Below are 22,205 nucleotides of genomic sequence, written 5' to 3'. Positions count from 1 at the left end.
CGCGCCGATGGCCCAGGACGTCTTCAACATCGTCTTCATCCTGGTCGTGGTCTTCACCCTGCTCCAGGGCCCGACCCTGCCCTGGGTCCCGGCGACCGCGCCGCGTCGGGCGGCAACCCCCGCCCTGAGCGGCGAGGGGAGCCCCCCGCCCGGCGCCGGTGCGCCGACCGCACCCCTGTGCGGGGCACCCGGTCCGGCCAGCTACGATCTTCACCTGCCGTACACACGTTCACCTGCGCCGTTTCCGAGGCGACCCCCCCAGGAGGACGCCGCGTACGCGCGTCGCCGCCCCCTCGCCGGGGTCGGCCCGCGCCGGTTGAAGTGCTCGGCGCCCGCTCCCTCCCGATACCCAAGGTCCACCATGCCAACGCAAGCCGTCGTCGCCCTCGCCTTCTCCGCCGCCGTGATCTGCGCGCTCAAGATCGTCACCTGGATCGTCAAACGCAGGGGCGCCCGCGACGAGGTCGAGATCGAGGCGTGGCGCGAGCGGGTGGTCACCGAGTACGGCATGCTGCCCGAGGACCGGCAGGACGTCGAGCGGGCCTGCGCCGCACCCGAGCTCGACGCCGTCCGGAAGCTCGCCGTGGCCGGTGACTGGCGCGCCTGCGCCGACCACCTGGCCGCCGCCGGCCGGGACTGGGCCCTGCGGGACCGGCTCGTCGAGGAGCTGGCGGACGCCGCCGCCGAGGACGACGGCTTCCTGAAGACCTGGCGCGCCGAGCGGCCCGGGGACCCGGACGCCGCCGCCGTGCACGCCTACGGGCTGGTGAAGCTCGCCTGGAGGCTGCGCGGCGCGGCGTTCGCCGAGCACACCAGCCAGGAGCAGGCCGAGGGCTTCCACCGGGTGCTCGCCGAGGCCCGCGAGGCCTGTGCCGAGGCCCAGCGGCTCGGCCCCGAGGACCCGGTGCCGTGGATCAGCGAGCTGTGGGTCGCGCTCGGCCTCAACTACCCGCAGGAGGAGTTCGACCGGGTCTGGAGCGGTCTGACCGCACGCGACCCCCACAGCTACCCGGGCCACTACGCGGCGGTCCAGTACCAGTGCGCCAAGTGGCACGGCTCGGCGCAGCAGGCCAACGCGTTCGCCGATCGCGCGGCCTCGGCCGCCCCGGAGGGCAGCCTGCTCGCCGGGATGCGGCTGATCGCGCTGCACGAGCACGAGCCGGACGACGCCGAGGACACCTACTGGTCCACCCCGTACGCGCAGGCCGCCATCGGCGACGCCCGCCGCGCCGTGGACGCGGCACCCGCCGGTGACCCCCGGGCCGCCGAGATCCGGCACCTGCTCGCCTGGTGCTACCTCATGACGGACCGGCCGGTCGATGCGATGACGCAGTTCAACCTGGTCGACGGCCATGTGGACGCGCTGCCCTGGCGCTACTCGGAGGACCCGGCCGGGTACTACTGCCACATCCGGGCCGCCGCGGCCTTCGCCGCCGACCGGCAGCTGGCCGCCTCCTGACCCCGCCGCCCCGGCCCGTCACGGCCGCTCCCGGAATCCGGGAGCGGCCGTCCGCACGGCGGCCCCGGGCGCGGGTCGTGCTCCCGGGCCTCACGTGCCCCCGGGTGCCGGCGGACGGTTCCGGCACCGGCGCCCCGCCCGGCCGGGCCCGAGCCTAGGCTGTCGTCATGCATCCTCGACTCGGTGACGACCTCGCCCGCCTGCCCCAACTCCTCGACGCCGTACGCGACCACGCCGAGCAGGCGCTCGCCGGCCTCACGGACCGTCCGGTGGTGTGGCCCGGCGAGCCCGGGCCCGGGCTGCCGCTTCCCGTCGAGGGCAGCGGCGCCGACGGAGCGTTGAAACTGTTCACGGAGCGCTGGGAGCCGGGGTTCAGCGGCAGCGCCGGTCCGCGCTACCTCGGCTTCGTCACGGGCGGGGCGACCCCGGCCGCCCTCGCCGGCGACTGGCTGACGGCCGCCTTCGACCAGAACGTCAGCAACCGCACCGGCTCGGCCGCAGCGGACCTGGAGCAGGAGACGATCGGCTGGCTGCGCGACCTCTTCGGCCTGAGCGAGGCCCACACGGGGGTCTTCGTCAGCGGCGCGACGATGTCGAACCTCGTCGGCCTCGCCGTCGCCCGCGAGTGGGTGGGGGAGCGGCGCGGCGTCAGCGTCACCCAGGACGGCCTCGCCGCCCTCGGGCCGGTCGACGTCCTGTCGGGCGCCGCGCATTCGAGCATCGGGAAGGCGCTGTCCGTGCTCGGGCTCGGCCGGGGCGCCCTGCGGCAGGTGCGGACGCTGGAGGGCCGGGAGGCGGTCGACGTGGCCGCGCTCGCCGATGAGCTGGCCGCGCTGGACGGGCGTCCGGCCGTGGTCGTCGCCAACGCGGGCACGGTCAACACCGTCGACTTCGACGATCTGCGGGCGATCGCCGCGCTGCGCGAGCGGTACCCGTTCTGGCTCCACGTCGACGCCGCGTTCGGAGCCTTCGCGGCGCTCTCGCCGACCCGCGCGCACCTCGTGGCGGGCCTGGACGCGGCCGACTCGGTCTGCGTCGACCTGCACAAGTGGCTGAACGTCCCGTACGACGCGGCCGTGCAGTTCACCCGCCGCCGGGACCTTCAGGTCGCCGCCTTCCACAACGCCTCGCCGTACCTCGGTGCCCCGACCGGCAACCCGGACCCGGTGCACCTGGCCCCGGAGAACTCCCGGCGGCTGCGGGCCCTGCCGGCCTGGTTCGCGCTGACCGCCTACGGCCGTGAGGGCCACCGCGAGGTCGTGGAGCGCAACTGCGCCGAGGCGGCCCGACTGGGTGCGGCCCTCGCCGCGGACCCGGCCTTCCGGCTGGTGGCGCCGGTGCGCCTCAACGTCGTCTGTTTCACCCTGGCCGGGCAGCCCGCGCAGGCGGACGTCGACGCCCTGCTGCGCCGCGTCGCGGCCTCCGGGGAGGCGTTCCTGACGCCGACGGTGCTCGACGGGGTGCCCGCCGTTCGCGCGGCCTTCAGCAACTGGCGCACGACCGGTGCGGACACCGACCGCGTCCTGGCGGCGTTGCGCGCGGCGGCCGCCGCGGGCTGACGGGCGGGCCCGGCTCCTCCCGCCCGGCGCGCGGGTCCTCCCCGGGACGGTCGGCCCTGCCGCCGACCTCGCCGACCGTCCCGGGCGTCGACGCCACGAGCGCCCGTACCTCGCCGAACCGGCCGGGGCCGCCGCCGAGGGGGAGCCCGGCCGGAGCCGGCGGCCCCACCGGCTCTAGGCTGACGGGCCATGAGCATCAACGGTCGCTATCTCCGGCTGAGCGCCGGCCAGTTGCAGCGAGCGGCGGCGGAGCCGGACTGGGCGCGGGCCCTGGTCGCCGAGCTGGACGAGGACGAGGCGGCCGCCCGGGGGCGGCTGCACGAGATCGGCCGGAGCGGGCCCGTACTGGAGTTCCTGCTGCGCCGCCGCGGTTTCCCCGTCGACATCGTCCACGGCGAGGAGGAGCTCGGCGTCGCCGGTGACTGGGGCTACGGCCCGCCGCGCTCCCTCACCCCCGAGCGCGTCCGCACCGCCGGCGACGCGCTCGCGGCCCTGCCGCCCGGCACCCTGATCGACGGAGTCACCCCGGCGGACCTCGCCGCCGCGGTCCCGCTGCCCGGCGGCTGGGCGGGCGAGGAGTCGCTGCTGCTGGCGTCCGGTCACTACCGGGCCCTCGCCGACTTCTTCCGGACCGCGTCCCGGTACCGGCACGGGGTGCTCGTCTGGACCTGCTAGCGCTCCGCCGGAGGTGTTCGGCCTCCGGCCCGACGATGCGCCGGTCGGCGAAACGGGAGCCGTCGTGCGCTGCGGACAGCCGGTCCGTGAGGGATCTCGCCGACCACGAGCCGCGCTGCACACGCCACGGCTGCCCGGACCGGGTGGCTATCACGAACCTGCGAGCCGAGCCGGCCCGCCACTGGATCACCGGTTCCGAAGGGTCGGTGCGGACAAGTCGTCACGCCGTCAACAGTCGAAGACCGACCAGCAGATCTCGTTTCGCAGCCGCTGATCGTCCAGAACGAGTTCGCGGATCGCATCCGGGAGCTGTTCGCGCTGCCAACGGCACTCGATCCTGCCGGCGCTCTCGGCCTCCCGTCCGGGAACCGCGGCACGCACGGCCTTGATCGCGTAGGCCGCGGCGCCGAGCTCGTGTGCGGCGACATGCGCCACGACTGCCGCCTGGCCGGCCGCGTACGCGGCGTGCCGGGCGGCTCCGCTCAGGTCGCGCGCCGCAGCCATGGCATGGCCACCCGCCGCTCGGGACTGGGACATCTTGATCTCGCCGCCCGTCCATGCCCGGATCTGCTCGATCGCCTCGCGGGGGCGCGGATCCGAGGGCCGCACCGACTCGAAGAGGTGCAGAACGTGCTCCGCGCAAGCGGCGGCCCACAGGGCCAGGAGCCGGTGGTCGGGGTCCGTGAGCGTCCCCCCGCGGCGGATGGTGATGAAGCGGGAGTCGCGATCTTTGGGCAGGATCATGGTGGTCCAGGGGCTCGGCTGCGCGTGTCCGGTGAGCGTATCCAACGCCATGGTGTGAAACCAGAGTTGGACATCATCGCGACCGTACTCCAGTGCGTGTCGAACCGCTGAAGGCTCAGGGCGCGCAGGGGCGGGTCTCGGTCCAGTCGACCAGCAGGCGGCGCTCGGCGAAGTACCAGGCGCCGTCCTGCTTGACGAACTCGTCGAGATAGCGGATGGAGGCGACCATGATGGTGCGCTCGGCGTCCTCACCGAACGAGATGTGGTGGGCCAGGCAGTAGCTCTCGCCGCTCGCCCGGTCACCGTCGATCGACACGGTGCTCTGGCCGTTGAAGTGGGTGGTGGCCCGGTAGCTGTTCAGGTTGTCGAAGACCGGGGCGAGGGCCTCGCGCCCGTGCAGCTCCTGCGTCGGCTCCGCCGAGGTGGCGTCCAGGTGGACCAGGAAGCGGGTGTCCTCGGTGAACAGCGCCATCTGGCCCTTGGCGTCGCGCCGGTCGGCGCAGTGCGCGTAGGCGTCGATCAGCTCACGGATGGCGAGCCGGTCGGCGGCTTCCCGGGGTGGGATCGAAGTGTGGGAGGACATGACGGCTCCCTCGTGAAACTATTTGACACCTGTATAAGAGCACCGGTCGCCGGGCCGCCGCAACCGGACGGAACGACCCGGGAGGACAGCAGGATGACCGAGGGAACCGATCCGCGGGTCACCCGGACCACCGCCGCCCTGCGGCAGGCCGTCGTCGAGCTCGCCTCGCAGCGACCCGTCTCCCGGATCACCGTCGCCGAACTGGCCGAACGCGCCGGGATCACCCGGGCGACGTTCTACAACCGCTACAGCACCCTGGTCGACCCGCTCATCGAGGCGCTCCACGCGGACCTGGAGACCGGCCACCGCCTGGAGGACCGGCGTCGCGCCGAAGGAGCGTCCGGTCCGGAGCTGCTCCGGCTGTCCGTCGTGGAGGTGGCCGATCACGTCGAGCGCTTCGCCGACGTCTACCGCCACGCCCTGGCCGAGCCGGCGGACCGCGGCGTCTACGACGCGCTGGTGCGCCACTTCGGCGAGTACGCCCTCGCCTTCCTGGCTCGCGCTCCCGGCCCTGACCTTCCGGGCCTCAACCACCGGGTGGTCGCGCAGTTCCTGGCCCACGGCTTCGCCGGCGCCATCAAGGCGTGGGTCGCCGACCCGTCCGTCACCAAGGAGGAGCTGGTCGACGCCGCCGTGGCGTGCGCCCCGGTCTGGTGGGTCGACCACAGCGCCACCCGCCGGCCGGGGAGCGCCTGACGGGCGCCCGCTGTCCATGCGCCGCAGGGCGGGCGGGAGCGCCACCGCAGGTCCCCTGCGGGTGTTCAGGAGCGCGGCGCGGCAGCTCCGGTCGTCGAGCCGCCGGCCGGCCGCCGAGAGGCCCGCGAGCGATCGGCACGGCGGCGGTCGGTGATGATCAACCGGCCAACCGACGGCCCTGCTCGAAGAAGGCCAGCACACCGTCCACGCCGCCGAGCTCGCGGACCGTGGCCGCCGCGCCGAACGGCGCGTTCCAGTACGTCCCCTGCTGCCGGGTGTGCGGGCCGACGTAGGCGTAGGGCTCCGCCTGGAAGCCGTCGCCCGGGGAGACCCCGTAGTTCACCGCGGCCACGGTCACGCCGAGGTCGAAGTGCTCGGGCCAGAGAACCGGATCCGCCCCGGGAAACATCCGGCGAAGGGCGGCATCGCCGACCGCGAAACCGTGCGCGATCCAGTGCGCCGGCTGCGGATCGGCTTCGATCACGTCCTCGGGGCCGACACCGGATCCGTCCTGGTAGAGCCCTTCGGGCGCACCGACCGTGACCCCGATCGCAGCCGCCAGTGCGGCGCAGGTGGTCCGTTCCAGGAAGAGGCGCTGCCCGGACGCCACCAGGTCCGCGCCGACGACCTGCACGTTCGGCTCGGCCCGGGTGGCGAAGCCGCCGAGGGAGGCGCGCAGCCTGATCGTGCCACTGGTTCGCAGCTGTGGTCCGGCCAGGACCAGCTCCGCGACCGCGTGCAAGGCGCGGCGGGTGCGTACAAGCGATTCGATGTCCATGACGGCATGCTCTCCCACAGGGGCGCCCGGCGCCCGTACCCGGCGCGTTCCCCGCCGCTCACACGCCGAATCACACCTGGGCGCCGGTATTCGCACCCCTCACGCCGCGTCCCCGACCGGCCCCGGACCCGGACCCGGGGCCGGGTCGGCCTCGGCGATGAGCAGGGCCACGTCGTCATCGTCGTCGTCCGCCCGCCGCAGGGCGGTCAGCAGACGGTCACAGGTCGCCTCCAGCGGGAGCCTGGGCCCGCGGAGCAGGCTCATGAGGGCGTCGAGGCGGGTGTCGATGGCCTGGTCACGGGTCTCCACCAGGCCGTCGGTGTACAGGAGCAACCGGTCGCCCGGCTCCAGCCGCACCCAGGTGGACTCGAACGGGACGCCGCCGACGCCCAGCGGCGCGCCCGGGGGCAGCTCCAGCAGCACCGGGGCCCGACCGGGGCGGTCCAGTACGGGGGGCGGATGGCCGGCCAGCGCGATGCGGCACCGCCGGCGGTGCGGGTCGTGGACGACGTAGACGCAGGTGGCGATGGTCTCGTCGAGTTCGGCGGTGACGCGGTCGAGGTGGTGCAGCACCTGGGCCGGGTCGAGGTCGAGATCGGCCAGGGTGCGGGTGGCGGTGCGCAGCTGGCCCATTCCGGCGGCGGCGTTGATGTCATGGCCCATCACGTCGCCGACGACCAGGGCGGTCTTGTCGCCGGCCAGCGCGATGGCGTCGAACCAGTCACCGCCGGCCAGCGCGGCCCGTCCCGCGGGCTGGTACCGGGAGGCGACCTGCAGACCGACGGGCCGCGTGGGCACGTGCGGCAGCAGGTGGCGCTGCAGGGTCAGGGCCGTGTTGCGCTGGCTCTGGTACCAGCGGGCGTTGTCGATGCACACGGCGGCGCGGGCGGCGAGCTCCTCGGCCAGCACGATGTCGTCCTCGCCGAACGGCAGCGGATCGCGCGTGCGTTTGAGGTCCAGGGCGCCGAGCACCTCGCCGCGGGCGATCAGCGGCACCGCCAGGTAGGAGCGCAGGCCTGCCCGGGCCAGCACGGCCGCGGCCTCGCCGTCCCGGGCGATGCCCGGCAGGTCCTCGTCCGTCACGTGGGCCACGAGCACCGGACGGCCGGTGGTCACGCACCGGGTGACCAGGCGGTCGGCGTCGTACTTGGCGATCTCCCCGACCGGGTCGGCGGCGCGCAGGGCGTCGGAGGGGTGGGCCGCCGCCACGGCCAGGGCCCGCAGGTTCACCGGCCCCGCGACCGGCCCGTGGGTGGGCGGGCGTCCGCTCAGGACCGAGTCGAGGACGTCGACCGCGGCGATGTCGGCGAGGTCGGGGACGACGAAGTCGGCCAGTTCCTGGGCGGTCCGGCCGAGGTCGAGGGTGGTGCCGATCCGCATGGACGCCTGGGCGACCAGTGCCAGCCGCTGTCGGGCGCGGGCGGCCTCGGCGGCCGCGCGGTGCTGCTCGGTGACGTCCACCACCGAGACGGCCAGGCCGAGCACCCGCCCGGCCGAGTCCTCCAGCCGGAAGTACGACGCCCGCCAGGCGCGGTCGCGGTCCGGATCGGCACGCGTGCGGCCGACCGTGAACTGGTCCACCAGCGGCTTGCCGGTCGCCAGTACCCGGCGCATCGCGGACTCGACGACCCCGGTGTCCAGGAACGGCAGCGCGTCGCGGACTTCGCGACCGAGGTGCTGCTCGGCCGGCAGGCCGTTGATGCGCTCCAGCGTCGGGTTGACCAGGACGTACCTCAGGTCGGTGTCCAGCACCGCCAGCCCGATCGGGGACTGGGCCACCATCCGCGCGGACAGGGCCAGATCGCGCTCGACGCCGCGTAGCGTGGCCTCGTCGGTGGCGATCCCCAGGGCGTAGAGGCGGCCGCGCTCGTCCTGCAGCCGCATGTTGCGGAACTCCACCAGCCGGGTGCTGCCGTCCTTGTGCCGCACCGGGAACACTCCCGCCCACTGCCCGCCGCCGCCCATCACCTCGGCGAACAGGTCGAGGATCAGACCCCGGTTCTCGTCGGAGACCAGCAGCTCGGCCGCGTACCGGCCGAGCGCCTCCTCGGGGCTCCAGCCGAAGAGGTCCTGCGCCTGCGGGCTCCACAGGGCGACCCGCCCCTTCGCGTCCAGCACCGCGGCGGCCACACCCAGCAGGTCCAGCAGGCCACCGGGCTCGGACGCGGCGGCCCGCACCGTGCCCGCCAGGGGCCGGCCCGCATCGGAGGCGCTCATTCCCGGCCTTCCTTCCGCCCGCCACCGGTCCCGGCGGCCTCGTCCGCTCCAGCCCGCGTCGCTCGACCTCGCCTTCCGTCCGGTGTCCTCCATCGTCTCTCCGCGCGGGCCCGCTGGACAGCTCGGGCGGTGTCGCCCGCCGGGAGGCGCACGATTTCCCGCACCGAGGGCGGGCGTGGTCCCGGCTTCCCCGCAGCCGGGTGCGGACACCGCCCGCTACGTGCTGTTCCCGTCGGTGACCGGACAGCGGCTCCCTCTGCGGAGGGAACAACCACCGACGGGGCCGTGTTGACGTGCTCGCGACGCCAGGACGGCGGAGTGCAAGTGAAAGGACGAGCAGATGAAGGTGCGCAACTCACTTCGTACGCTGAAAGCCAGGCCCGGGGCCCAGGTCGTCCGCCGGCGCGGAAAGACCTTCGTGCTGAACAGGCGGGACCCGCGGTACAAGGCCCGCCAGGGCTGACCGACCGGGTGGTCGGCCGCGGGTAAGCCCCCCGGGCCCCGCGGCGGCCGCTCCGCAGGTACCGCGACAGCGGGCCGCACCGCGCACCAGCGATCAGACTGGAGGGGTGCTCCCCCTTCGGCCCCGCGACAGTCCTGGGTGGTGAACCATGGCAGAGGCCACCGATGAGGTGCGGACCGTGATCGTGACCGTGGACGACGATCCCGCGGTCTCCCGGGCCGTCGCCCGTGACCTGCGCCGCCGCTACGGGGAGGACTACCGGGTGGTCCGCGCCGAGTCCGGCGCCTCGGCGCTGGAGGCGCTGCGCGCGCTGAAACTGCGGGGTGTCCCGGTCGCGGTGATCCTGGCCGACTACCGGATGCCGCAGATGGACGGCATCGAATTCCTCGAAGCGGCGCTCGATCTGTTCCCGACGGCCCGAAGGGTACTGCTCACCGCCTACGCCGACACCAACGCCGCGATCGACGCCATCAACGTCGTCGACCTCGACCACTACCTGCTCAAGCCGTGGGAGCCGCCCGAGGAGAAGCTGTACCCGGTGGTGGACGACCTGCTGGAGACGTGGCGGGCCGGCGACGGCCGCGCCGTGGACGTCACCAAGGTCGTCGGCCACCGCTGGTCGGCCCGTTCCTCCCGGATCCGGGAGTTCCTCGCCCGCAACCAGGTGCCGTACCGCTGGTACTCCAGCGAGGAACCGGAGGGCGGACGACTGCTGGTCGCGGCAGGGCAGGACGGTCTGCGGCTGCCCCTGGTGGTGACCCCGGACGGCACCGCCCTGGTCGAGCCCGCCGAGCGGGACCTGGCCGCCCACGTCGGGCTGTCGACCGCCCCCGCGGCCGACTTCTACGACCTGGTCATCGTCGGCGCCGGCCCCGCCGGCCTCGCCGCCGCCGTCTACGGGGCCTCGGAGGGTCTGCGCACCGTCCTCGTGGAACGCGAGGCAACGGGTGGACAGGCGGGGCAGAGCTCCCGCATCGAGAACTACCTGGGCTTCCCCGACGGCGTCTCCGGAGCGCAGCTCACCGACCGGGCACGCCGCCAGGCCACGAAGTTCGGCGCGGAGCTGCTCACGGCGTGCACGGTCACCGGCCTGGAGGTGAAGGGGGCGGCACGAACGCTGCGTTTCGCCGACGGCTCCGCCGTCTCGGCACACACCGTGATCCTCGCGACCGGTGTGTCCTACCGGCAGCTGGACGTGCCGGGAGTGGCCGGGCTGACCGGGCGCGGGGTCTACTACGGCTCGGCCCTGACCGAGGCGGCCGCCTGCCAAGGGCAGGAGGTGTACATCGTCGGCGGCGCGAACTCCGCCGGCCAGGCCGCGATGTTCCTCTCCCGCAGCGCCCGGAGGGTCACCCTGCTGGTGCGGGCACCGAAGCTGGCCGCCTCGATGTCCTACTACCTGCTCCAGCGGGTCGAGGACGCCTCCGCCATCACGGTGCTCACGGACACGGTCGTCGAGGCCGCCCGGGGCACGGACCACCTGGAAGGGCTGACCCTGCGCAACCGTGCGACCGGCACGTCCGAGACCGTCGACGCGCAGTGGATGTACGTCTTCATCGGCGCGGCACCGCTGACCGACTGGCTGGACGGCACGGTGCTCAGGGACGCGCGAGGCTTCGTGCTCACCGGCCCCGATCTGACCACCGACGGGCGCGCCCCCGCCGGCTGGCCGCTGGATCGGCCCCCCTACCACCTCGAGACCAACGTGCCGGGCGTCTTCGCGGCCGGAGACGTGCGGGCGGAGTCCGCGAAGCGGGTCGCCTCCGCGGTCGGCGAGGGCGCCATGGCCGTCATGCTCGCGCACCGGTACCTGGAGCAGTCATGACCTCCGCGCAGGAGAAGTGCGACGAGCGGGAGCTGCGGACGCTGTTCCTGTTCGAGAAGCTGGCCCCCGACCAACTCGCCCAGCTGTGCCGGGACGGCCACGTCGAATGGTTCGACCCGGGCCCCGTCTACCGGGAGGGCGACCCCGCGGCGAGCCTGTTCGTGCTGTTCCGGGGGACCGTGGTCGTCTCGCGCAGCGTCGGCGGTCAGCAGGTGGACGTCAGCCGGACGTCCGCGCCCGGCGTGTACGCCGGGGCGTTCCAGGCCTACCTCGGCGACCAGGTGCCGCAGGTCTACAACAACTCGCTCCGGGCGGCCGAGCGGTCCAGGTTCTTCGTGCTGCCCGCGGAAGCCTTCGCGGAGATCATGCGCAGCTGGTTCCCGATGGCCGTCCACCTGCTGGAGGGTCTGTTCTTCGGATTCAAGAGCGCCCAGGAGGCGGTCGGCCAGCGGGAGAGGCTGCTCGCCCTCGGGTCGGTGACGGCCGGGCTCACCCACGAGCTCAACAACCCCGCCGCTGCCGCCGTACGCGCCACCTCGGCCCTGCGGGAGCGCATCGACCGGGTGCGCCGCGAATTCGCGGAGCTCGCGGCCGACCCGCGCCGGGGCGGGGACCTGGCGCACCTGAGGGAACTGCAGGACATGACGATCGGCCGGATCGGGCAGGCCTCGGCGCTCAACCCGCTGGAGGCCTCCGACCGCGAGGACGAGATCGGCGACTGGCTGGAGGCGCACGGCGTCGCCGACGGCTGGGAGCTGGCGCCGGTCCTCGTCGAGGCGGGTCTGGGCATCGACTGGCTGGACCGGATCGCCGGGGCGCTGCCGGAAGACCTGCTCGGAAGAGCGCTGAACTGGCTGAGCTGCACGGTGGAGGCCGAGCTCCTGCTCGACGAGATCGAGGACGCCGCGAACCGCGTCTCCGCACTCGTCGGTGCGGCGAAGCAGTACACGCAGCTCGACCGGGCCCCGTACCAGAACGCCGATGTGAACGAGCTGCTGGACAGTACGCTGCTGCTGCTCTCCGCGAAGATCGGCCCGAGCATCACCGTCGTGCGCGACTACGACCGCACCCTGCCCGGCATCCCCGGCTACCCCGCCGAGCTGAACCAGGTCTGGACGAACCTGATCGACAACGCCGCCTGGGCCATCCGCAGCACCGGCGCCGACGGCACCCTCACCGTTCGCACCGCACGGGACGGGGACCGGGTGCTGGTCGAGGTCCGCGACACCGGCCCCGGCGTGCCCGCCGACGTGCAGAGCCGGGTCTTCGACCCGTTCTTCAGCACCAAACCCGCCGGTGAGGGCACCGGTCTCGGCCTGGACATCTCCTGGCGCATCATCGTGAACCGGCACGGCGGCGACCTGCGACTCGAGTCGGTCCCGGGCGACACCCGCTTCCAGGTCCGCCTCCCGATCGACCCCGTGGAGTCCGACGCCCCGCAGGAGCAGCCGTGACCACCGGGAGGCCGATCGGCCCGACCGTGCCGCCTAGTGCTGCGCGAACGCTGCGGCGATCAACCGGCCGCCGGGCGGAAGCTCCTCCTCGACCGACGGCTCCGACCGGGCGAGGTGGCGAACCCGCCGGTGGATCATCAGGGCCTGAGCACGATCTTCCCGTGGGTGTGGCGCCGTTCGAGCTCGGTGTAGGCCTCGCGGACCTGCGCCAGCGGGTAGACGTTCGCGATCGGCACCTCCAACTGTCCGTCGGCGATCAGGCCGGCCAGCTCGGCCAGCACCGTGGCGCCGGGCCCGGCCGCGACCCCTCCGTCGGTCTTCACCCCGTACCTCTCGGCGGCCGCGAAATCGGCGATGGTGTCGATCCGGTCGGCCGCGACACCGAGGCCGAGGGCCAGTTCGACGTACCCGTCGCCGAAGGTGTCGACGAAGGCGTCCACGCCACCGGGCGCGGCGGCCCTGATGCGGTCCGCGACGCCGTCGCCGTACGCGACCGGGATCACGTCGTGGCTCCTCAGCCACGCGTGGTTGCTCCCGCTCGCCAGGCCGATGACGGTGGCCCCGGTACGCCGCGCGAGCTGGACGGCGAGCGAGCCGACTCCGCCGGCGGCTCCGGAGACGACGACGGTCTCGCCCTCCTCGGGCCGGACGGCGCGCACCGCCCCCCACGCGGTCACGCCGACGACGTACAGGCTGCCGGCCACCTCCCACGGGACCCGCTCCGGCCTGCGCGTGAGGTCACCGGCCTCGACCAGGACCAGCTCGGCCTGGGCGGCCCGCTGGTTGCTGAACCCGATCACCTCGTCGCCGGGTGAGAAGCCGTCGACCCCGGCGCCGAGCTCCTCGACGACCCCGGCGAGGTCGCTGCCCTGCCCGGACGGGAACGTCGACGGGAACATCCGCGCCACCGCCCCCGTGCGGATGGCCGCCTCACTGGGGTTGATGCCGGCCGCTCTCACGCGTACGAGGACCTGCCCCTCCCCGGGCACCGGGCGCTCCACCTCATCCACCCGCAACACGTCGATCCCGCCGAACTCGTCGTACCTGACCGCCTTGGGCATGATCTCTCCTTCGGCTCGCCGAAGCCGGCAGGGGCGTGGGCCGCGCCTCCGGGTGGCGCCGGCGCCTCAGCCCAGCGCGCGGTCGAGGTTGAAGGCGGCGCTGATCAGCGAGAGGTGGGTGAAGGCCTGGGGGAAGTTGCCGAGCTGTTCGCCGGTCGGGCCGATCTCCTCGGCGAACAGACCGACGTGGTTGGCGTAGGTGAGCATCTTCTCGAAGGCCAGCCGGGCCTCCTCCAGCCGGCCCGCGCGGGCCAGCGCCTCCACGTACCAGAAGGAGCAGATCGAGAAGGTGCCCTCGGCTCCGGACAGGCCGTCCGGGCTGGTCGTCGGGTCGTAGCGGTGGACCAGCGAGTCGGACACCAGGTCCGCGGTGAGGGCGTCCAGGGTGGAGAGCCACTTGGGGTCGGTGGGCGAGACGAACTTGGCCATCGGCATCATCAGCAGCGAGGCGTCCAGGTCATGGCCGTCCAGGGACTGGACGAACGCGCTCCGCCGGGTCGACCAGCCGCGCCGCATGATCTGCCGGTAGATCGCGTCCCGGGACTCCCGCCAGCGGGGCAGGTCGGCCGGCAGGCCGCGGCGGTTCGCCATCCGCATCGCCCGCTCCAGGGCCACCCAGCACATCAGCCGCGAGTACACGAAGTCCCGCCGGCCCGCGCGGGTCTCCCAGATACCCTCGTCGGGCTGGTCCCAGTGCTCACAGAGCCAGTCCGCCACCGCGCCGACCTCGTCCCAGCGGGCGCTGCTGATCGGCTGCCCCCACTTGTCGTACAGGTAGACGGAGTCGATCAGGGCGCCGTAGATGTCCAGTTGGAGCTGGCCCGTGGCGGCGTTGCCGACCCGGACCGGCCCGGAGCCGAGGTAGCCCTCCAGGTGCGGCAGCTCGTACTCGGGCAGTTCGCTGCGCCCGTCGATGCCGTACATGATCTGCAGCGGGCCGCTCGCACCGGTGCCGCGCATGATGCCGCGCTCGCCGAGGAACCCCATGAACGCCTCGGCCTCCGAGGTGAACCCGAGGCGCAGCATGGCGTAGACGCAGAAGGCGGCGTCGCGGACCCAGACGTAGCGGTAGTCCCAGTTGCGCTCGCCGCCGATCCGCTCGGGCAGGCTGGTGGTCGGCGCGGCGACGATCGCGCCGGTCGGCGCGTAGGTGAGCAGCTTCAGCAGCAGCGCGGAGCGGTTCACCATCTCCCGCCACCGCCCGTGGTACTGCGAACCGGCCAGCCAGCGGCGCCAGAACCGGACGGTCGCCTCGGCCTGCTCCTGCGCCTCGGCACGCGGACAGGACCGCGCCGGGACGTCGTCGCCGATCTGGTCGAGGGCGAAGACGTTGGACTCGCCCTCGAGGAGCTTGAAGTGCGACCACACGTCCAGGCCGTCGCTCTCCAGGGGCGCGGTGGCGGTCAGCGCGAGTGTCAGCGACGGGGAGCGGAACACCGCCGCGTGGCCTTCGAGGTGGGCGGTGTGCGCCTCGGCGCCGTAGCCGAAGCGCGGGGCGATGCGCGCCCTGAACGGGAGGGCGCCGCGGACGCAGACCACCCGCCGGATCAGCCGGTGCCGTGCCGCCTCGCGCGAGTCGTCGACCACCGGCATGAAGTCCTGGATCTCCGCCACGCCGTCGGCGGCGAAGAACCGCGTGATCAGCACGTTCGTGTCAGGGAAGTAGAACTGTCGGGTGCGTGTCGGCACCTCGGCGGCCAGCTCGAAGGACCCGCCCCGGTCGGCGTCGAGGATGGACCCGAAGACGCTGGGCGCGTCGAAGCGCGGACAGCAGTACCAGTCGATGGTGCCGTTGGTGCCGACCAGGGCGGTCGTACGAAGATCGCCGATCAGGCCGTGCTCGGATATCGGCAGGTAGCGGCTGCTGCCCGCCAGCTCGAAACCAGTCGTGTCGAACGCCATTCCGGCCTCCCTGCCGCTGCGGCGCGGGCCTGGAGTTGAAGCCTTGCTCTTCATGCTAGATCGGTACTCGGGGCGCGGGCCCCCTGAGGACGCGAGGGGGGCCGGCTCGGGTGTGGTGCCCCCGGCCGCTCGGGACCTCGAGGATGCGCACGGAAGGCACGCCGTCCGGGTCGGTCCTGCCGTGAAGAGGCCGACAGCGGTGCGGTGGGCGCCATCGGCTGCGGGTGCCACGCGGGTGACGGGGCGACGCCGGGGCCCGACGCCTTCCGGTATGCACTTCAACCTTCAAGTCAGTGCTGGCGGTCGGCTCCCGCACTTCGCTTCCGTGCGAGGAGGAGGGCCTGGCGGTTCGCACCCGTGAACGGGTGCCGTCAGGGCACAGGTGTCAGCGCGCGGGTGAGTCGATGCGCTGCAGGATGCGTTCCGCGTCCTGCCCGAGCCTGCGCAGGCGCTCGCCGGACAGGTTGTCGACGACGAGGCGGCGGACGTGGGCCACATGGGCGGGGGCGGCCGCCTCCAGCTTCCCCGTGCCGGCCGGCAGGAGGACGGCGTTGGTGAACCGCCCGTCGCTCGGATCCGGCTCCCGCCGCACGTAGCCCCGGCTCTCCAGTCGCTTCACCAGGTGCGACAGGCGGGACAGCGACGTGCTGGTGTGCTCGGCCAGGGTGCTCATGCGCAAGGTCCGCTCGGGGGCCTCGGAGAGCATGGCCAGGGTCATGTACTCGACCATGCTCAGCTCCGCGTCGCGCTGGAGCTGGGTGTCGATCGCCCACGGGAGCCGGGTGATCAGGCGGACCACCGACATCCAGGAGGCCAGCTCGGCCGGCGTGAGCCACAGGTCCGCCGGCTCGTCCGGCGGTGCCTGGGGTACCCCGTCCTGGCTCGTCATGGTTGGAGCGTATCACTTGAACAGTCATGTCAATCGGGCTCGGACCGCCGGAGTCCGCCCTCCCGGTCGCCTACGCGGTTTCTTCGGCCGTGAGGCGCTGGAGCAGGTCGAACAGGGTCGCGCGGTCCGTCGCGGGCAGGGCGGCGAAGCAGGTGGCGAGGACCTCGTCGGCGATCCGGTGGCCGGCTGCCAGGACCTGCTCGCCGACGGGGGTGAGGTGGTGCTCGATGCGCCGGCCGTGGCCCGGTCGGCGCTCGACCGTACCCTGGGTCGCCAGGCGGCCGACGAGCGTGCCGAAGGCCTGCTCGGTCTGGAACGTCGCCGCGGCCAGCTCGCGGGCCGAGGCGCCGGGCGAGCGGCTGATCGCACGCAGGGCGTCCCACTGGGCCAGCGTGGTGCCCACGGTGGAGAGCGCGCTGTCGAGCGCCCGGTGCTGCCGGTACTGGGCCTGCTTGACCGCTCTGCCGAGTTCTTGCAGCTCACCGTTCATGCGCCGAGTCTACGGCATGACCAAGCTAGCTTATATAAAGATGTTTAGTTACTCTGGGGGCATGACCACGAACCGCGAAGCAGCAGACCTGTCCCTCACCCTGTCCGAAGCCGGCACCGGCCGGCCGGTCCTGATCCTGCACGGCGGCGGGGGACCGGCCACCGTCGCCGGCCTCGCCGGGCACATCTCCCGCACGGCACACGCCATCACGCCCGTGCACCCCGGCTGGGACGGCACCCACCGCCCGGAATGGCTCATCGGCATCGACGACCTCGCCCTCGCCTACCTGGACCACCTGCGCGACCGCCGACTGGACGACGTCCTCGTCGTGGGCTCCTCGCTCGGCGGCTGGATCGCCGCCGAGATGGCCGTGCGCGACACCGGGGGACTCATCACCGGCCTCGTCCTGATCGACGCCGTCGGCGTTCACGTCGAGGGCGAACCGATCACCGACTTCTTCGCCCTCGACGCACGCGGCGTGGCGGAGCACTCCTGGCACGACCCGGACCGCTACCACGTCGACCCCGCCGGCATCCCCGCCGACGAACTCGCCCGCCGGGGGGCCAACATGGCCACCATGCGGACGCTCGCGGGCGACCCCTACATGCACGACCCCGAGCTCCTGCGCCGGCTCGGACACGTGCGGGTGCCGACCCTCCTGGTCTGGGGGGAGAGCGACCGCATCGTCACACCCGCGTACGGCGCGGCGTACGCCGACGCCTTCGCCGACGGCACGCTCGCGGTCGTCCCCGGGGCGGGCCACCTTCCGCAGATCGAACGGCCGGAAGCCACCACCGCCCTGATCGACGCCCACCTGCACCGGACGGGCACCCGGTCCACCGCCACCGCGTGACCGTCGGCGGCCGGCTGCGCGTGAACGACCCCGAGCGCAGTCGGCGCCCGTCCCGGGCCCACCTCCGTACCGGGCTCGACTCCCGGGGATCCCGCTCGGCCCGCGGCAACGAGTACCGAGCCGACGTGTTTCGGCCCGCCCCCGCGATGCCGGTCCCCAATTCGGCATCGCGGCGCCCGGGATGGGGATAGCCTGTCGATATGGTTGCAAACTACAAAGAAGAAGTGGCCATGAACGACGCGGAGTTCATCAGCGCCCCCGCCCTGATCCTCCGGTCCCTCGCCCGCGACCCCGATCGGCCGGCCATCACCACCGCCGACGGCGTCGGGATCACCGCCGGCGATTTCGCCGCCGCCACCTACCGCCTCGCCCACGAACTCATCGCCCGGGGCGTGACCAGGGGGACGACCGTCTCCCTGCTCACCGGCAACACACCCGAGGCGCTCAGCGCCCGCTACGCCGCCGGGATCGCGGGCGCCCGGCTGGTCAACCTGTACGACGGCATGAGCGCCCCGGTCCTCGCCGGGATCGTCGCCAGCGTCGACACCGCCGTCCTCCTGGTGGACGCCGAACGGTACGCGGACGCGCCCGAGTTGCTCGCCCTGGCCGACGTGCCGACCGTCCTCACCCTGGGCCCGGGGCCGGAGACGATCGGCGAGGACGTGATCGCCCTCGCCGCCCGTCACCCCGCCGAGCCCCCCGCCGTGCGGATCGGCCCGGACGACGACCTGGGCATCCGCCACACCGGCGGCACCACCGGCATCCCGAAGGGCATCCTCAGCCTGCACGGCCCCTACCGCAGGGTCTTCGACGTCCCGTTCGGTCCGGACGGCGACGCACCCCGCCTCCTCGCGGCCACCTCGCTCGCCCACCTCGCCGGTGTGCTCAGCGACCTGACGCTCCACCACGGCGGCTCGGTGTTCATCCAGCGCTCCTTCGACCCCGGCGAGGTGCTGGCCGCCGTCGAGCGCGAGCGCATCACCGACCTCTGGGTCCTGCCGCCGCTGCTCTACCGGCTGCTGGACCACCCGGCGATCACCAGCACCGACCTCTCCAGCCTGCAGCGCGTCCTGTACGGCGGCTGCGTCGCCTCGCCGACCCGCGTCCGCGAGGCGCTCAAGGTCTTCGGGCCGATCCTGGCGAGCGGCTACGGGATGTCGGAGGCGCAGAACATCGCCGTCCTCACCCCGCAGGACCACGACCGGATCGGGCACGGCGGCCAGCTCTCCGTCGGCCACCCCCTCCCGGGCGTCGAGGTGGCGATCCGCTCCGCCGACGGCACCGAGGTGCCGACCGGTGAGCAGGGCGAGATCCACGTCCGCTCGCACAGCCTCATGGCGGGGTACTGGAAGCGGCCCGACCTCACCGCCGAGGTGCTGCGCGACGGCTGGCTGAACACCGGCGACATCGGCTACGTCGACCAGGACGGCTACCTCTACCTGGCCGACCGGCTCACGGACAAGATCATCGTGGTCGGCGGGCACGTCTACCCCTCCGAGGTGGAGGACCTGCTCCTCACCCACCCGGCCATCGCCCAGTGCGCCGTCCTCGGCCTCCGCGACGCCCAGCAGGCCGAACACGTCCACGCCGTGGTCGTCCCCGCCGCGGGACACCACCCGGAGCTGGACGACGTCCGCGCCTTCGTCACCGCCAACAAGGGCCGCATCTACGCCCCGGAGGCCCTGCACCTGGTGCCCGAGATCCCGCTCACCTCCGTGGGCAAGCCGGACAAGAAGCGCCTGCGCGCCACCCTCGCGGGCTGACCCGCCCCCGGGCGCGGCGCTCCCTCCGCACCGGAGGCGAACGCCGCGACCCGGGGACGCGCCCCGGACCCGGCTACGCCCTGCCGCCGAAGTAGACCTGCACCTCGCGGATCAGGCCGTCCCGCACCGTGATCGCCTCGACATTGCGGTACCGGCCGCCCGTGGCGAGCTCGTACTCGTACTGGACGAAGACGAGCTCCTCGTCGGCGGGCGTGACGCGCAGCAGGCGTTGCTCGCTGAAGCGGTCGGCGGTGGGGAAGCACCGCTGGAAGAACGCGGCCTTGTCGATGCGGTCGTCCTGCGGGCTGGTGAACGTGAAGTCGTCGGCGTACAGGGGCAGCGCGGCGTCCCGGTCCTGCGACCGGTAGCAGCGGAACGCCGCCTCGACGACGCTCGCGGGGCTGGCGCTCATTCGATCTCCAGGGTTCGGCCGGGGGGTGCGGAGCCTTCGCCCGGGGCACTGGCCCGGGGGAGGCCTCAGCAGACGTACCTCACCCGCCACCCGGCAAACCCGGAGGACCCGCCCGGGTCCCGAGCCTTACGGCACGCCGCCGGCGGCACCCGGCAGCTCTAGAGGAGGGTGAGGACGTCCTGGTGCGCCCCGTCGAGGACGAAGCCGTTGTCCCACCGGACCCGGACCGTCACCCGCTTCCCCCGCTCCCGGTGGGCGGTCCACTCCGGCTCCAGCACGGCGATCTCCGCCTCCAGCCGCTCCCGGCTCGCCGCCGGCATGGTGTGTCCGTAGTCCTCGAACAGCGCCTTGAGCCGCTGGTACTCGAGGACCTCGTGGCTCTCCGGGAGCTCCCCGTCCACCCGCTCGACGGTGCCCTCGATCCCGGCCCCCAGCGAGAGGAACCCGACGACGGACCCGGGCTCCCCGGCGACCGCCTCGCCGACCTCGACGTCCTCGGCCAGCCTGACGCGCCGTCCTTCCTCCAGGGTCATCCGTCCACTGCCTCTCCATCGATCGGTGCCGCCGCCGCGGCCGGCCTGCGGTCCCGACCATTATCCGCCGGGCCCGCCCGCCGCCGGTCCTTCGTCGGTAGGGCCCCCGCCGGGCCCGTCCCGTCGTGGCCGGGGTGGAGCGACTCTTCTTGAGCAGCCGGTAGGTGAGTCGACGTCCGGTTGCCCCCGCGGTTGGGGCAAGCGCCCCGGGGTCCGGGTTCCACGCCGCCCGTGCGCAGAACGGGTGCGCTCGCGACCGGTGGCCCTGCCCGGCCAGTCCGGCGGCCTGCCGCATCCCGGTGACGGTCCGCGGGCCGTTCGGCCGACAGTACCCCGGCGGCCGGCGCCGGTTCCGGCCAGTGGACTCCGGGCTCTACCGGGCTGACTCGGTCGCGGTCTCGGGAATGCGGACGCGCTGCGTGAGGAAGAGAGCCGCGCGGTCCAGTGCCTGGTCGGCCTCGTCGAGCACGCCGGCGAAGGACTGGAACACGTGGGGCACATCGGCGGTGATGTCCAGGATCACGTCCACTCCGGCCGCGCGGGCGCGGGCGGCCATCCGGGTGGAGTCGTCCAGGAGCACCTCGTTGGTGCCCGCCTGGAGGAGCATCGGCGGGAAGCCGGTCAGGTCGGCGAGGACGGCGGGGCTGAGCAGGGGCTGGTGCGGGTCGGCTCCCGCCAGGTACATGTCCCCGGTGTGCCCCAGGCTCTCGCGGGTGAAGATCGGGTCGATGCCCTCCTTGGTGTCCATGCTCTCGCCGGTCCGGGTGGCGTCGAGGCCGGGGGAGAAGGCCACGATCGCGGCGGGCATCGGGAGACCGGCGTCGCGGAGGGCGAGGCAGGTGGTGATGCTGAGGCCGCCGCCGGCGGAGTCCCCGGCGAACGCGATGGTCGAAGGGTCCTCGCCGCTGTCGAGGAGGGCGCGGTAGGCGCTCAGCACGTCCTCGATCGCGGCCGGGAACGGGTGCTCGGGGGCGAGCCGGTAGTCCAGCGAGTACGCCGTGAACCCGGTCCTGGCCACGAGGTTCCCCGTCAGCGACAGCGCGGTCTCGGGGGAGCCGAACACCCAGCCGCCGCCGTGGAAGTACAGGATCGTCCCGGTGCGCTTCCCGGTGCCCGGCTCGACGTGCAGCGCCGGTCGGTCGCCGAGCGTCGTCCCGGTGAGGAGGAGGCCGTCCGGGATGATCATCCCGGCCATCATCGCCCGGAATCCGGCGCGGAGCGCCTCGACCGACTGGGGGCCGTCGGGCCGGGGCTGCCGCAGCATCGCACCGACCCGCGTGCGCTGTTCCTTGCTCATGACGCGTGCTCCTGCCGTAAGTAGCTTCTTCCGCACTATATGCCGTGGCATCTAACGTAGACTATATGCCATGGCATCCAAAGTGAGCGGTGAGACGGTCGACCTCCCGAGCTTCTTCGCCGACCTCGTCCGATGCGAGACGCGTCTGTACAACGCCCTCAACGACCGTCTTCGCGAGCGGCACGGGGTCGTCACGTCGCAATTCGAGTTCCTGCGCCACCTCCGCGACCACCCCGGGGCCCGGGTGGCGGACCTGGCGGGCGAGTTCGCCGTCGGCATCGGGGCCACCAGCAAGGGCGTCGACCGCCTGGAGCGGCAGGGATGGGTCGCCCGCGTGCCGAACCCGTCGGACCGCCGGTCGTCACTGCTGGAACTGACCGACGAAGGCCTGCAGTTGGTCGACGCGGCAGAAGCGACCTTCACCGAGCGGTTGGCCGAGCTGATGGCAGACGCACTCAAGGCGTCTCCCATGACGGCCGCCGCGCAGGCCCTCGCGGAGCTGCGAACCGTCCTGGAACGCGACCGGATCGGCATGCCCACGGGGTGACGCGG

At 73.3% G+C, this 22,205-nt stretch carries 21 protein-coding genes; 10 read left to right on the top strand and 11 right to left on the bottom strand.

The features are described from left to right. The first annotated feature begins 361 nt into the window (after nucleotides 1–361). From ACWDRR_RS40425 to ACWDRR_RS40415, 3 genes are all read left to right on the top strand, one after another. Nucleotides 362–1,459, top strand: coding sequence for a hypothetical protein (locus ACWDRR_RS40425; RefSeq protein ID WP_449777298.1), 1,098 nt, complete (start codon nucleotides 362–364; stop codon nucleotides 1,457–1,459). Nucleotides 1,460–1,626: 167 nt separating this feature from the next. After that, the gene (locus ACWDRR_RS40420; protein ID WP_449777297.1) at nucleotides 1,627–3,018 is read left to right on the top strand and encodes a pyridoxal phosphate-dependent decarboxylase family protein; all 1,392 of its coding nucleotides are present in this window, start codon (nucleotides 1,627–1,629) and stop codon (nucleotides 3,016–3,018) included. Between the two features lie 189 nt (nucleotides 3,019–3,207). After that, nucleotides 3,208–3,693, top strand: coding sequence for a YfbM family protein (locus ACWDRR_RS40415; RefSeq protein ID WP_449777296.1), 486 nt, complete (start codon nucleotides 3,208–3,210; stop codon nucleotides 3,691–3,693). A 228-nt stretch (nucleotides 3,694–3,921) separates the two neighbouring features. Here the strand turns inward: ACWDRR_RS40415 and ACWDRR_RS40410 are convergent, their stop codons facing one another. After that, nucleotides 3,922–4,437, bottom strand: a complete 516-nt coding sequence (locus tag ACWDRR_RS40410) for a putative immunity protein (RefSeq protein WP_449777299.1) — start codon at nucleotides 4,435–4,437, stop codon at nucleotides 3,922–3,924. Nucleotides 4,438–4,552: 115 nt separating this feature from the next. After that, a complete protein-coding gene (locus tag ACWDRR_RS40405) occupies nucleotides 4,553–5,020 on the bottom strand; it encodes a nuclear transport factor 2 family protein (protein WP_449777295.1) in 468 nt (155 codons plus the stop codon). 93 nt (nucleotides 5,021–5,113) lie between these two features. On the opposite strand from ACWDRR_RS40405, the gene ACWDRR_RS40400 reads away from it, so the two are divergent. Continuing rightward, on the top strand, nucleotides 5,114–5,716 hold the full coding sequence (locus tag ACWDRR_RS40400) for a TetR/AcrR family transcriptional regulator (protein ID WP_449777294.1): 603 nt from the start codon (nucleotides 5,114–5,116) through the stop codon (nucleotides 5,714–5,716). A 157-nt stretch (nucleotides 5,717–5,873) separates the two neighbouring features. On the opposite strand, the gene ACWDRR_RS40395 is transcribed toward ACWDRR_RS40400, so the two are convergent. After that, nucleotides 5,874–6,494, bottom strand: coding sequence for a hypothetical protein (locus ACWDRR_RS40395; protein ID WP_449777293.1), 621 nt, complete (start codon nucleotides 6,492–6,494; stop codon nucleotides 5,874–5,876). A gap of 99 nt (nucleotides 6,495–6,593) precedes the next feature. Then, nucleotides 6,594–8,711 carry a SpoIIE family protein phosphatase gene (locus tag ACWDRR_RS40390; RefSeq protein WP_449777292.1) on the bottom strand — a complete coding sequence of 706 codons (2,118 nt, stop codon included), beginning with the start codon at nucleotides 8,709–8,711 and terminating at the stop codon, nucleotides 6,594–6,596. 340 nt (nucleotides 8,712–9,051) lie between these two features. On the opposite strand from ACWDRR_RS40390, the gene ACWDRR_RS40385 reads away from it, so the two are divergent. The 3 genes from ACWDRR_RS40385 (at nucleotide 9,052) to ACWDRR_RS40375 (ending at nucleotide 12,453) form a co-directional block, all read left to right on the top strand. Beyond that, nucleotides 9,052–9,174 carry a ribosomal protein bL36 gene (locus ACWDRR_RS40385; RefSeq protein WP_449777291.1) on the top strand — a complete coding sequence of 41 codons (123 nt, stop codon included), beginning with the start codon at nucleotides 9,052–9,054 and terminating at the stop codon, nucleotides 9,172–9,174. A 148-nt stretch (nucleotides 9,175–9,322) separates the two neighbouring features. Next, complete coding sequence (locus ACWDRR_RS40380) at nucleotides 9,323–10,999, top strand: FAD-dependent oxidoreductase (protein ID WP_449777290.1); 1,677 nt, start codon at nucleotides 9,323–9,325, stop codon at nucleotides 10,997–10,999. Next, nucleotides 10,996–12,453 (top strand): ATP-binding protein, encoded by a 1,458-nt coding sequence (locus ACWDRR_RS40375; RefSeq protein WP_449777289.1) that lies wholly within the window; start codon nucleotides 10,996–10,998, stop codon nucleotides 12,451–12,453. The genes ACWDRR_RS40380 and ACWDRR_RS40375 overlap by 4 nt, the downstream gene beginning before the upstream one ends. 137 nt (nucleotides 12,454–12,590) lie before the next feature. Here the strand turns inward: ACWDRR_RS40375 and ACWDRR_RS40370 are convergent, their stop codons facing one another. The 4 genes from ACWDRR_RS40370 to ACWDRR_RS40355 form a co-directional block, all read right to left on the bottom strand. Next, a complete protein-coding gene (locus ACWDRR_RS40370; RefSeq protein WP_449777288.1) occupies nucleotides 12,591–13,514 on the bottom strand; it encodes an NADP-dependent oxidoreductase in 924 nt (307 codons plus the stop codon). Between the two features lie 66 nt (nucleotides 13,515–13,580). Continuing rightward, nucleotides 13,581–15,416, bottom strand: a complete 1,836-nt coding sequence (locus tag ACWDRR_RS40365) for a glycoside hydrolase family 15 protein (protein ID WP_449777287.1) — start codon at nucleotides 15,414–15,416, stop codon at nucleotides 13,581–13,583. Nucleotides 15,417–15,801: 385 nt separating this feature from the next. Then, entirely contained in the window at nucleotides 15,802–16,305 is a 504-nt protein-coding gene (locus tag ACWDRR_RS40360; protein WP_449777286.1) for a MarR family winged helix-turn-helix transcriptional regulator, read from the bottom strand. A 70-nt stretch (nucleotides 16,306–16,375) separates the two neighbouring features. Continuing rightward, on the bottom strand, nucleotides 16,376–16,795 hold the full coding sequence (locus ACWDRR_RS40355; protein ID WP_449777285.1) for a MarR family winged helix-turn-helix transcriptional regulator: 420 nt from the start codon (nucleotides 16,793–16,795) through the stop codon (nucleotides 16,376–16,378). A gap of 61 nt (nucleotides 16,796–16,856) precedes the next feature. Between ACWDRR_RS40355 and ACWDRR_RS40350 the strand changes: the two genes are divergently transcribed. After that, nucleotides 16,857–17,648, top strand: a complete 792-nt coding sequence (locus ACWDRR_RS40350) for an alpha/beta fold hydrolase (RefSeq protein ID WP_449777284.1) — start codon at nucleotides 16,857–16,859, stop codon at nucleotides 17,646–17,648. Nucleotides 17,649–17,848: 200 nt separating this feature from the next. Then, nucleotides 17,849–19,411: an AMP-binding protein gene (locus ACWDRR_RS40345; protein ID WP_449777283.1), complete on the top strand. Its 1,563-nt coding sequence runs from the start codon at nucleotides 17,849–17,851 to the stop codon at nucleotides 19,409–19,411. A 73-nt stretch (nucleotides 19,412–19,484) separates the two neighbouring features. Here the strand turns inward: ACWDRR_RS40345 and ACWDRR_RS40340 are convergent, their stop codons facing one another. The 3 genes from ACWDRR_RS40340 to ACWDRR_RS40330 all read right to left on the bottom strand — a co-directional run bounded on the left by ACWDRR_RS40340 (nucleotide 19,485) and on the right by ACWDRR_RS40330 (nucleotide 21,653). Beyond that, nucleotides 19,485–19,823, bottom strand: a complete 339-nt coding sequence (locus tag ACWDRR_RS40340) for a nuclear transport factor 2 family protein (RefSeq protein WP_449777282.1) — start codon at nucleotides 19,821–19,823, stop codon at nucleotides 19,485–19,487. A 158-nt stretch (nucleotides 19,824–19,981) separates the two neighbouring features. Then, a complete protein-coding gene (locus ACWDRR_RS40335) occupies nucleotides 19,982–20,356 on the bottom strand; it encodes a hypothetical protein (protein WP_449777281.1) in 375 nt (124 codons plus the stop codon). A 373-nt stretch (nucleotides 20,357–20,729) separates the two neighbouring features. Then, nucleotides 20,730–21,653, bottom strand: coding sequence for an alpha/beta hydrolase (locus ACWDRR_RS40330; protein ID WP_449777280.1), 924 nt, complete (start codon nucleotides 21,651–21,653; stop codon nucleotides 20,730–20,732). Nucleotides 21,654–21,723: 70 nt separating this feature from the next. On the opposite strand from ACWDRR_RS40330, the gene ACWDRR_RS40325 reads away from it, so the two are divergent. Then, nucleotides 21,724–22,200: a MarR family winged helix-turn-helix transcriptional regulator gene (locus ACWDRR_RS40325; RefSeq protein ID WP_449777279.1), complete on the top strand. Its 477-nt coding sequence runs from the start codon at nucleotides 21,724–21,726 to the stop codon at nucleotides 22,198–22,200. Nucleotides 22,201–22,205 lie beyond the last annotated feature (5 nt).

This window comes from Kitasatospora sp. NPDC003701, assembly GCF_053587085.1.
This window is presented reverse-complemented; position numbering and strand designations above follow the sequence as displayed.

What these genes read in the sequence shown, in the direction of transcription:
- ACWDRR_RS40335 (WP_449777281.1), bottom strand. Translation starts at nt 20,356, where the DNA reads ATGACCCTGGAGGAAGGACGGCGCGTCAGGCTGGCCGAGGACGTCGAG.
- ACWDRR_RS40400 (WP_449777294.1), top strand. Translation starts at nt 5,114, where the DNA reads ATGACCGAGGGAACCGATCCGCGGGTCACCCGGACCACCGCCGCCCTG.
- ACWDRR_RS40370 (WP_449777288.1), bottom strand. Translation starts at nt 13,514, where the DNA reads ATGCCCAAGGCGGTCAGGTACGACGAGTTCGGCGGGATCGACGTGTTG.
- ACWDRR_RS40380 (WP_449777290.1), top strand. Translation starts at nt 9,323, where the DNA reads ATGGCAGAGGCCACCGATGAGGTGCGGACCGTGATCGTGACCGTGGAC.
- ACWDRR_RS40330 (WP_449777280.1), bottom strand. Translation starts at nt 21,653, where the DNA reads ATGAGCAAGGAACAGCGCACGCGGGTCGGTGCGATGCTGCGGCAGCCC.
- ACWDRR_RS40390 (WP_449777292.1), bottom strand. Translation starts at nt 8,711, where the DNA reads ATGAGCGCCTCCGATGCGGGCCGGCCCCTGGCGGGCACGGTGCGGGCC.
- ACWDRR_RS40410 (WP_449777299.1), bottom strand. Translation starts at nt 4,437, where the DNA reads ATGATCCTGCCCAAAGATCGCGACTCCCGCTTCATCACCATCCGCCGC.
- ACWDRR_RS40420 (WP_449777297.1), top strand. Translation starts at nt 1,627, where the DNA reads ATGCATCCTCGACTCGGTGACGACCTCGCCCGCCTGCCCCAACTCCTC.
- ACWDRR_RS40365 (WP_449777287.1), bottom strand. Translation starts at nt 15,416, where the DNA reads ATGGCGTTCGACACGACTGGTTTCGAGCTGGCGGGCAGCAGCCGCTAC.
- ACWDRR_RS40340 (WP_449777282.1), bottom strand. Translation starts at nt 19,823, where the DNA reads ATGAGCGCCAGCCCCGCGAGCGTCGTCGAGGCGGCGTTCCGCTGCTAC.
- ACWDRR_RS40325 (WP_449777279.1), top strand. Translation starts at nt 21,724, where the DNA reads ATGGCATCCAAAGTGAGCGGTGAGACGGTCGACCTCCCGAGCTTCTTC.
- ACWDRR_RS40355 (WP_449777285.1), bottom strand. Translation starts at nt 16,795, where the DNA reads ATGAACGGTGAGCTGCAAGAACTCGGCAGAGCGGTCAAGCAGGCCCAG.
- ACWDRR_RS40345 (WP_449777283.1), top strand. Translation starts at nt 17,849, where the DNA reads ATGGTTGCAAACTACAAAGAAGAAGTGGCCATGAACGACGCGGAGTTC.
- ACWDRR_RS40395 (WP_449777293.1), bottom strand. Translation starts at nt 6,494, where the DNA reads ATGGACATCGAATCGCTTGTACGCACCCGCCGCGCCTTGCACGCGGTC.
- ACWDRR_RS40360 (WP_449777286.1), bottom strand. Translation starts at nt 16,305, where the DNA reads ATGACGAGCCAGGACGGGGTACCCCAGGCACCGCCGGACGAGCCGGCG.
- ACWDRR_RS40385 (WP_449777291.1), top strand. Translation starts at nt 9,052, where the DNA reads ATGAAGGTGCGCAACTCACTTCGTACGCTGAAAGCCAGGCCCGGGGCC.
- ACWDRR_RS40415 (WP_449777296.1), top strand. Translation starts at nt 3,208, where the DNA reads ATGAGCATCAACGGTCGCTATCTCCGGCTGAGCGCCGGCCAGTTGCAG.
- ACWDRR_RS40375 (WP_449777289.1), top strand. Translation starts at nt 10,996, where the DNA reads ATGACCTCCGCGCAGGAGAAGTGCGACGAGCGGGAGCTGCGGACGCTG.
- ACWDRR_RS40405 (WP_449777295.1), bottom strand. Translation starts at nt 5,020, where the DNA reads ATGTCCTCCCACACTTCGATCCCACCCCGGGAAGCCGCCGACCGGCTC.
- ACWDRR_RS40425 (WP_449777298.1), top strand. Translation starts at nt 362, where the DNA reads ATGCCAACGCAAGCCGTCGTCGCCCTCGCCTTCTCCGCCGCCGTGATC.
- ACWDRR_RS40350 (WP_449777284.1), top strand. Translation starts at nt 16,857, where the DNA reads ATGACCACGAACCGCGAAGCAGCAGACCTGTCCCTCACCCTGTCCGAA.